At 31.6% G+C, this 9,090-nt stretch carries 7 protein-coding genes; all 7 read right to left on the reverse strand.

Going from position 1 to position 9,090, the window contains the following annotated elements:
• Positions 1–135: 135 nt before the first annotated feature.
• A complete protein-coding gene (locus ADIWIN_RS18760) occupies positions 136–828 on the reverse strand; it encodes a hypothetical protein (RefSeq protein ID WP_020897367.1) in 693 nt (230 codons plus the stop codon).
• A gap of 761 nt (positions 829–1,589) precedes the next feature.
• Positions 1,590–2,081, reverse strand: a complete 492-nt coding sequence (locus ADIWIN_RS18765; protein WP_020897368.1) for a DUF2004 domain-containing protein — start codon at positions 2,079–2,081, stop codon at positions 1,590–1,592.
• A gap of 238 nt (positions 2,082–2,319) precedes the next feature.
• Positions 2,320–2,847, reverse strand: a complete 528-nt coding sequence (locus ADIWIN_RS18770; protein WP_147298378.1) for a DUF6705 family protein — start codon at positions 2,845–2,847, stop codon at positions 2,320–2,322.
• Positions 2,848–2,860: 13 nt separating this feature from the next.
• On the reverse strand, positions 2,861–4,537 hold the full coding sequence (locus tag ADIWIN_RS18775; RefSeq protein WP_235047152.1) for a hypothetical protein: 1,677 nt from the start codon (positions 4,535–4,537) through the stop codon (positions 2,861–2,863).
• 259 nt (positions 4,538–4,796) lie between these two features.
• On the reverse strand, positions 4,797–5,471 hold the full coding sequence (locus ADIWIN_RS18780) for a hypothetical protein (RefSeq protein WP_020897371.1): 675 nt from the start codon (positions 5,469–5,471) through the stop codon (positions 4,797–4,799).
• Between the two features lie 1,123 nt (positions 5,472–6,594).
• The gene (locus tag ADIWIN_RS18790; RefSeq protein ID WP_020897373.1) at positions 6,595–7,308 is read right to left on the reverse strand and encodes a carboxypeptidase-like regulatory domain-containing protein; all 714 of its coding nucleotides are present in this window, start codon (positions 7,306–7,308) and stop codon (positions 6,595–6,597) included.
• A gap of 661 nt (positions 7,309–7,969) precedes the next feature.
• The gene (locus tag ADIWIN_RS18795; protein ID WP_020897374.1) at positions 7,970–8,491 is read right to left on the reverse strand and encodes a hypothetical protein; all 522 of its coding nucleotides are present in this window, start codon (positions 8,489–8,491) and stop codon (positions 7,970–7,972) included.
• Positions 8,492–9,090: the final 599 nt, after the last annotated feature.

The following is a 9,090-nucleotide window of genomic DNA, read 5'->3' on the forward strand; positions in this document are numbered from 1 at the left end:
TGTTTGTGTATGGTTAGTTGCGTGGTTTAGCAACTAAGTTAGCAAACTTTTACGAACCCGTGAATATTCCGCAGGAATATTCGCAAGTAGGCAAAAACAAAGCAATTAATTATACACGGTGTTCTACACCGTTTTTTATTCGAACTTATTCTTATTCTCAGTCCAATATTTCGCTATAAAATCATATTTTCCTTTCCAATATCCTTGTTCTCTTTTTATATACTTCAATAGTTTTTCGTCGTCTCCATTTACTTTGTAGATGTAGATTCCGTTTGTATCATTTTCTAAACAACCTAAACCGTTTATTTTTCCTAACAAAGTAATATTTGTTCCAGTTAATTCATATAATTCGCTTCCCCAATCATTGTCAGCACATCCACTTGCGTGATAGGAATAATAAAGATTAGATTCTCCGATTTTTTTCGCGTTAGGATAGTTATAAAAAGATTCTACTTTGCTAAAAATATCCTTGTCTTTATCATAAATTAATAAATCTTGGTGACCAGGTGAATTTGTCGCATAATTCATAATTACATCTATATATCCATCTTCATTGAAATCGTTGAACTCAAAATCAAATGGGTTTTCTTCCTGACTAAACACTACTTCTTCTTTCGAATTCTTGATTGTAAATATTCCCGGACGCTTTATACAAGCTTCGTATTCAATTCCATTTATTAATTGCTTTTTACAATCGAAGTAAAATTGCTCTTCGACATCAATTTCAGTTTGTTCAACCAGACTTTTTTTCGGTTCATTTTTTACTTCTTTGCAAGAATTGAACGAAATCAGAATATATATTAATGCTATGACGAATGTTTGTTTCAAATGGTGTAGAACGGTTTGGTATATGGTTTGTTGCGTGTTTCAGCGAGTAAGTTAGCAAATAATAACGACATAGAAAATCCGAAGGACTTTTCGTGAGTAGGCGAGAAGCAGCAATAAATTATATACAGTGTTAGCTACCGTTTTTATTTTTCCGCAATAGTTGCATTCCAGAGTAAATAAGTTCAAATTTATTTTATCAGTTTACTCACTTAAAAATCAAAAAAAATCTCCGTAAAATATTCCGCTTTGATTTTCAGACATGTTGCGATTTTTAGTCAGATCAATATTCCGTTTTGTTGTTCAGCCTGAATTTCGTAAAATCACAAGCTATTCATTTAAAAAACTGAATTCGGATTAATCAAATTACGAACAGTTCAGCCGTACGTTTTGACATTCCACTTATCAGCCAAAAGTTGAGGATTGCTATGATATCGAATCAAAGAACTGAAGTTGGGCAAGCGAAAAATCATGCGTAAAATTCCGTAACAGTGAAAAATTCGCGCGTAATGTTTTTAAGATTCAGATTTTAATTTAGGTCATATTTTTTCGTTTGTAAATAACTAAAAATATGAATGATAGCATGATTTATCTTGGTGTGGTGAAATGGTTGCTAACGTGATTGTGTATGGTTAGTTGCGTGGTTAAGCAACTAAGTTAATAAACATTTACGAACCTGTGAATATTCCGCAGGAATATTCGCAAGTAGGGAAGAATAAAGCAATTAATTATACACGGTGTTAGCTGTAGTTATTATTTCGTTTTCAACTTTCCCACGTTATGTCATATAATGTTCCATCTTTGTTGATATTCACAACTAAAAGCTGATTACAAGGTTCTCCATTAATATCAATTGAATAATCAAAAGTTCCGAAATAAGAATGTTGTGGATAAATTCCAACTCTAATTAAGTTCAGTTTTTCCATTAAAAGACTATTTCTCGAATTTTTTCGATTTTTCAAGTTTATTATTCCAGCTAATTCACTTTCGTCAAGTTCGTCTAGATAGAAATTTAAATAGTCAGATACCTCACTTGCGTCTTGTTCAAAATCCGATTCTAAATAACTTTGATTTTGAATATCAAATTCAGGTATTTTGTTTATGAATTCTAGGATTTGATTTAATTCAGATTGATTTGTTGATTCAATCTCAAAATTTATATCCAATTTCATTATTCGCTCTCCATAATTCAATTTCCAATTGTAATAATCCTTTAACTTTTGAATGTCAATTTCTTTAAAATCTGGTTTCTCCAAAATTCTGATTTCTACTTTACTATTTTCAGGTGCTTTTTTATTTTTTTAAAAAGGTCAAATATTCCCATTTTTCGTTTTTCAGAATTGAGTGAGTTAATTACAGCTAACGTTGTTGTATATGAAAAGTAGTAGGTTAAAATGCAATTATTTTCAGTTTGTAAACAAAGATAGCAGAAAGAACGAAACCATGGATTAAGCTCTTAACTGCTATTTTTTATATACGTTGTTGTGGTTAGTTTTAATTCATTTTGGTCATAATAACATCTGTAGGAATACTAAATTCTCTAGGTTCACCTACTGTTCGCATACCTCTAATTATGCTCACTTTCCATTCTGCTGTTATAGGGCAACCTAAACATCCTGATTGTATGGTTAAACCAAAAGTCCCATCTACTCCTTTTCTTGCATCTAAACCGTTTTCACAATCTATGGTATTGTCATCTATCTGAGCTCCCATTTTTATACCATCTAATGAGCCACCAAAAATGACATACCCGTTATAAATATTTGTATTAGGGATATTATAATTGGATTCACAAATAATGGTTTCTACACCATTATTAACTTCTATAAACCAATAATCTCCTTTTAAATAGAGATTATCTTCATAAATAGAAACTCTAAAAATCTCATTACCATTTTGATACTCCCAAGTACCAATGAAAGGCGTTAAATTATTCATAGTATATCTTGATTGTGCACTTAAATTTTGTGATTTACAAGAAAATAGTAATAGTATTGCTAATGTATAAAGTATATTTTTCATAATGTGTAATATTTTAGTTACAAGGATTTTCTCTATGAGGCTCTCCATTTTTTAGTTTTAACTTGGTAAAGATATTAAAGGTTGCATCAGTTTCAAAAAGATGAGCTCCAATATTAGCTTCGTCCATAAAATTTAAGAACTCTTTAAGGTCGTTTTCATTCAATGTATCTATGTTTGGATCATTAGGATCAGTTGCCTTTATTTTATGGTCTGGAATATCAGGATTAAAATACTTATCATATAAAGGAATAAAAGCATCTTTAGACGCCCAATATCTTGCTTGTTGCGTAGGTGGAATATCTCTAATTCCAATCTTAGGGTCAAAGGTTTTGTAAAAGAAGAGGTCTAAAAATTTTGTTGGATTGCTAATAGTGAGTGCGTATTGTGTGCCCTGCTTAGTGGTTAAAAAGGCTACAAAATTATCAGTTATTTTGTTAAGCCGTATCAATTTAGCAATATGCATTAAGTCTTGAGGTGAAAATGTTGACAAAGAAAATGGGCTTGTTGTAGGGTGGTTATGAGCAAGGGCTTCAAATTTATTAACGCCAGATATATCAATCTCTATTTGAGGAAATCCAACTTCTGCCTCATAATCTTCAATAGCATCTTGATTTTTCAATTTACCTGCTCCTTTTTCGAGAGGTGAATTAAGATTAGCATCAGAAGACAGTTCCACCAATTTAGTTTTATAATTTGGCGTATCTTCTAACAAATTGGTAATTTTTCTACATTCTTTCTTCCTGCCTAATTCTTCTTCATCAATAATAAGCACAGCCGTTGCATTAGCACAATTACCACTAGCGTCTAATTGCAAGCAATCTGTAGTTTCGCCCTGTGCACCTCCATCGTTTCCGCTATCAGTATTGTCTGGGTCTGGCACAACACCTGTAGTACCACCATTAGAGCCATTAGTGTTACCTAATAATACACCTAATGGGTCTGTAACTGGTCCATTTAAAGTACCTCCGTCTGGTCCTGTATAATTTGGCCCATTATTAGTTGTGCCATTATTTAAGCTGCCTCCAAGACCAGAATTATCATTTGGTAATTCTGGACAATCAATATTTACTATCTCCCAAACAACAACATCATAACTATGAGCATCTACTTCGTAATAATAACAACTACCGTCTAATCTTGTAAATATTATTCTGCTGTCTCCACCGCCACTAGACATTCTTTGTAAGCCACTAACCGTTGTTTTGCTTGCCAAATCCATTGGCATATTACCATTTTTAACGGATTGCTTATCGCTTTCATTTAAATCATAGCTCATTATTGCGGCTTTGTATGAGCCATCTGCTTGTTTGCTTAACAATAAGTTTTCTGTAAGACCATTATCTTGTGCTCTTGTTATTGCAAAAGTGTAGGATTCGTAATTGCCAGAAGTAATATGGTAAGCTATTTCATCATCTACATAGAAATCGTATGCTTCTATATAGGTCATCTTTGCTTGTAGGTTAGTATTGTTTTGCAATACATCATTTTTATTGGGTAAGGACTGTACGATATTATTAATTCTTTGGTTTTTAGATAACTCGAATTTGTTAACTAAATTTATCTTAAATTCAGTTTGTTGCGTAGTTTCATCAACAAATACGGTATCGTCTTTTTGGCAAGTAAAGCATACTATGGAAATCCCAAAGAGTAGAATTCCGAATTTCAAGTAAATTTTTAATTTCTGTTTCATCATACAAAATCGTTTAAAGTTAGTGATTCAAATTTAAAGTGGTTTTAATAATTCCAAAAACAAGAATGAGTAAATGCTATTCTTTTGCAAGTAAACGATGTTTTTCGTTTAGTTACTCTGTTTCTTGGTTTGGGTCAAATTAACCACAACGTGATTGTGTATGGTTAGTTGCGTGGTTAAGCAACTAAGTTAACAAAAAGGTACGAACCTGTGAATATTCCGAAGGAATATTCCAGATGAGAACTTACCTAGCAATTAATTATACACGGTGTTGTGAGCTGTATTTTTTTTCGTCGAAATCTCTTTTTCCTGCCTGAATAATTATTAAAATCGTAAAAATCCCAATCAAAATAGGTGTAATAATAATTACTTTTTTAAGGATTGTATCTATTCCAAAACTTTCATAAAGCGTCTTAATCATATAATATTCAAATGCAAAAGGGAAAATGATTACTATTAGTCCTATTGGAACCCAAAAAAGTGTTGTCAAACATCCTAAAAATTTTGATTTTTCGTCAAGATGATACAACATAACAGAGTCCATAAATGAATGAGGCCAAAGTCTTTGATTTAGAAATGATTTTTGTCCAGTCGAGAATATTTTTGCAGTAACAATTCTGTAAGTCATTTTTTGTTCAACTAAGTCAATCCAAACGGTTATGTATTTGTAATAAATAAAGGCAAAAATCGATGGGATTATTCCTAATGCTATAATGTTGTCAGAAAGTTTAAAAGGTCCAAACGAAATATCAGATATTTTTGATTCAACAATTAGTGGGAAAGCAAAATAACAAAGTATTAAGGTTATAGATAATCTAGACATTGATTTTCTGTTTTCATCAATTCTAGAATTCAATAATTCAGCATATAGTTCTTGATTATTTTCCGTTAGTTTTTCGTCAAGAATTTTCCTGATTTTTTCTTCTTTAGACAATTTTCTTTTTTGAGTCAGTCATATTGCTCACAACGGTTTGGCTATGGTTTGTTACGGAATGACACGCAGTGTTATTCCGACGTTGACCGAAAGATAGCAAAAATGCAGAGAATTTCCGATAGGAAATTCCGCCGTAATGAATTATAGGTATTGTTAGCGACAGTGTTTTTTAATAACCGCTAAGATAAGCCGTTCTGCTTGTCAGTCCGACGTAGTAGAGTAGGTGAGCGACGCAGATCCCAAGGGCACCGAATTTGGCGGACAAGAAACGAGTCCGACGTCAAACATGGTTTTCAAGAGTTGAGTTTTTTGTTTATCTGGCTTAAAAGTCAAAAAAAAATCGCGAAGAAAAAAGCTGGCAAAAAGTTGCGTAGTGCATTGTCGCTAACGTGTTTGTATATGGTTTGTTGCGTGGTTTAAACACCTAATTTAGCAAATAAAAACCGAATAGAAAATCCGCGAGGATTTTCGTAAGTAGGCTAGAACTAGCAATAAATTATATACGGTGTTGGCATTTCGTTTTTTAATTTATATCACGATTCATTAAGGTTAAGATTTCTTGTTCTTGTTTCTCGGTGTTAAGCTCTCTAGTGTCTATTTTTATTTTTGTTTGTTACCGTTCATAAAAAGGTCATTTGAGTCTATATCTTTAAAGAGACTTTTTAATTCTTTGGCTAAAAAACTATCCGTCAAAGTTTTGTTTGTCCAATAAGAAGAATTATAACTATTATAAACTTTTGAATGTTGAAAAAGGTATCTGTTAGAAGAAACGGAATTGCGGTAGTTCTCTCTAGGTGTTGTATAAATATTGTTGAAATTCAGAAATCCTTTTGATTCAATTACTGAGAACATAAGTTTATACGAAATATCTTTTGGATAAACAATATTTTCGATTAGTGTATAGTTTATTGTGAAAATAACATCTATTCCGGTTTTTTTACTTCTTGAGCGCCTAAAGAGGGTAGTTACTTTTTTTAAAGTAAAGTTTTCCTTAGTTACTATTATTTGCCCACTTATGGAATAAAACTTTCTTCCTTTTATATCAGATTTAGGCTTTTTTACTTCATAATTAATTACATAACATTGTTCATTATTTAATTCAATTTCGTCTTCTAAAGTGAATTTATAAAGATTTTTTTCCTCTTTTACTTAATGGATGTCCGTTTTCAAAAAAACGATAATTTAATAAAAATGAGCTATTAAAAATTTCTAATCCAAAATGAGAATAAGGTATATTACCGTCTTTTAGAGTAGTCGTTCCTTTATTAGATTCATAAAAATTCTCTTTAGTTCTTCTTGACTCTTGTGGAACTAATATTGGCCAATTCCAAACATCTCTATCATCTCCTAATGCAAATAAATTTCCATCTACTTCTAAGTAGGAAGGAACAGAATCCTTTAATTTTGAAACTTGTTTTAAATTTACTGAAGACCAATAAGGTTCATTTCTAATCTGATTTTTATAGTTTTTTCTGGACAATTCTAAAATCTCTTTTGTAGGCATTTTACTTACTGAAATGACAACTTCATCTAATTGGTTATTCTTGCCTAGTAAATAAATTTTAGAATTATCTAGCAGACTAATTAAATTATGTGATTTCGTCTGATATGAAATATGTGAAAAAACAATGTCCTTTTCCATCTGGCTAGATAGCTCTATAATATATTTTCCTTCAAAGTCTGTATATGTTAAAATTTCATTATCGACTATAATTAAAACATCTGAAATAGGCTCTTTAGAGTATTCATCTATTACAATTCCTGTAATTTTAATATTTTGAGAAAAAAGTAATGTATTTAAACAAATGAAATAAAAGGTTAGAGTAAATTTTGTCATAAGTATAAAAATAGTGTTTTAATTACGAGTGTTTCTTAAATGAATGCCAACGTTGATGTGTATGGTTAGTTGCGTGGTTAAGCAACTAAGTTAACAAAAACCCACGAACCTGAGAATATTCCGAAGGAATATTCCAGATGATCAGAAACGAAGCAATTAATTATACACGGTGTTGCCAGCCGTGCTTTTTTATTATTCGTCCAGATTGTAAATCCGACGTTGTGCTTTAAATGCTGACAGAATTTAGCTGTTGAGAAAAGGAAATTCCAAAAGTTCCAAAATCCGCCGTAAGTTTTCTGATTTTATGTTCTTAAAAGTCAAAAAAAAAAAAATCGAAAAAAGAACAGGCTTTTTTTATTCAGACGTTGTTGTTTTTTAAACCGCAATTTTCCGTTCTGCTTGTAATTCCTGCGTTATCATTTTAATTCCGCTATTTTATAATTCCGACTGTTATTTTTCTTCGTAAAATTGAGATTGAGTCAAGCTCAGATTTAGCGTTGAATTTTGCCGTACACGCATTGCTGGCAACGTTTATGTATAAGAATAGTTGCGGGTTTGTATGCGAGGATTTTCCGAAGGAAAATCAGACGTTACAAACACGCAACGACCTTTGATTAAGCACTAAACCGCAATTATTTTTATACGGTGTTGTGCAACGTATTTATATTCGCTTAATAATCCAATTCGATATTTTTTCAATTCGGAAAATTAAAATTATTCCTAAAATCGTTTTTAAAATATAATTAGAAACTGCAAAATCAGGTAATTCATTCTCTTCATTTCCATTTAGTTTTGAAATCAGTTCAACGCAATATTCTATAAAGCTTGGTATTAAATAAATCGATGTTGCTAACCAAACAATTCCGACTGTCAATAAAATAACTTTTGATAACGATTTCGGATTTAGTTCTGTAATAATTTCTTTTTCCGATTTGATTAATTTTTTAGAAATCCATTCCGCTTTGATAAACAGAAATAAGGAAACAATAATATTAGCAACAATCAAAAGTGTTCCTGTGACATATAATTTATCTAGCGGTTCATTTAGCATTTCTTCAAATCTCGCAATACTTGCAACACCGAAGACTGATAAAAAATAAGACCCAAAATGTTCAAAAATTTTCGTAAACAAAAACAATCCAGCTATTCTGATTGTTAAAGCTGTTAAAATTCGGTTTGTCATTTAGTTACGATTTTTTTTATATGTTGCACAACGAATCGGCTATGGTTTCGTTGCGAAAACATTGACCGACTAAAAATTAAGGTACTAAGATAGCAAAAGTGAAGGAATTTTCCAGCGGAAAATTCCAGCGCAATGAATTATAGCCAATGTTAGCAACCGTTTTTTGTTTTAAGGCTCTAGATTGAACGCACAGAGAATAAGTCCGATGTTATTTAGCCAGATAGCGACGCAGATCTCTCAGTCACAAATTTGGCGGATAAGCAACAAGTCCAAAGTCAATTTTGGTTTTTGTAAGACCAGTTTTTCTAATTTATCTGACTTAAAACTCAAAAAAAAATCCGATAAAATAAACTGAGTAAAAATTTACGGAATGCATTGCATTAGCATTGTTTTAAGGTTCTGCTTTGCACGTTTTGAGATAAGTCAGGCGTTGTATAGAAAACTAGCAACGACTATCTCTAAGGCTCGAATTTGGCTGATAAGAGACAAGTCCAGCGTTGCGAAATGCATTGAGTTTTAACTTAGCAAACTTTGGTTTTAAAAAAACGGGAAATTAAAGATGGTAGCGTTGAGATTGCCATGCGTAGAGCATGGTTGCT

This window comes from Winogradskyella psychrotolerans RS-3 (assembly GCF_000427335.1).
In the GTDB taxonomy this organism is placed as follows: domain Bacteria; phylum Bacteroidota; class Bacteroidia; order Flavobacteriales; family Flavobacteriaceae; genus Winogradskyella; species Winogradskyella psychrotolerans.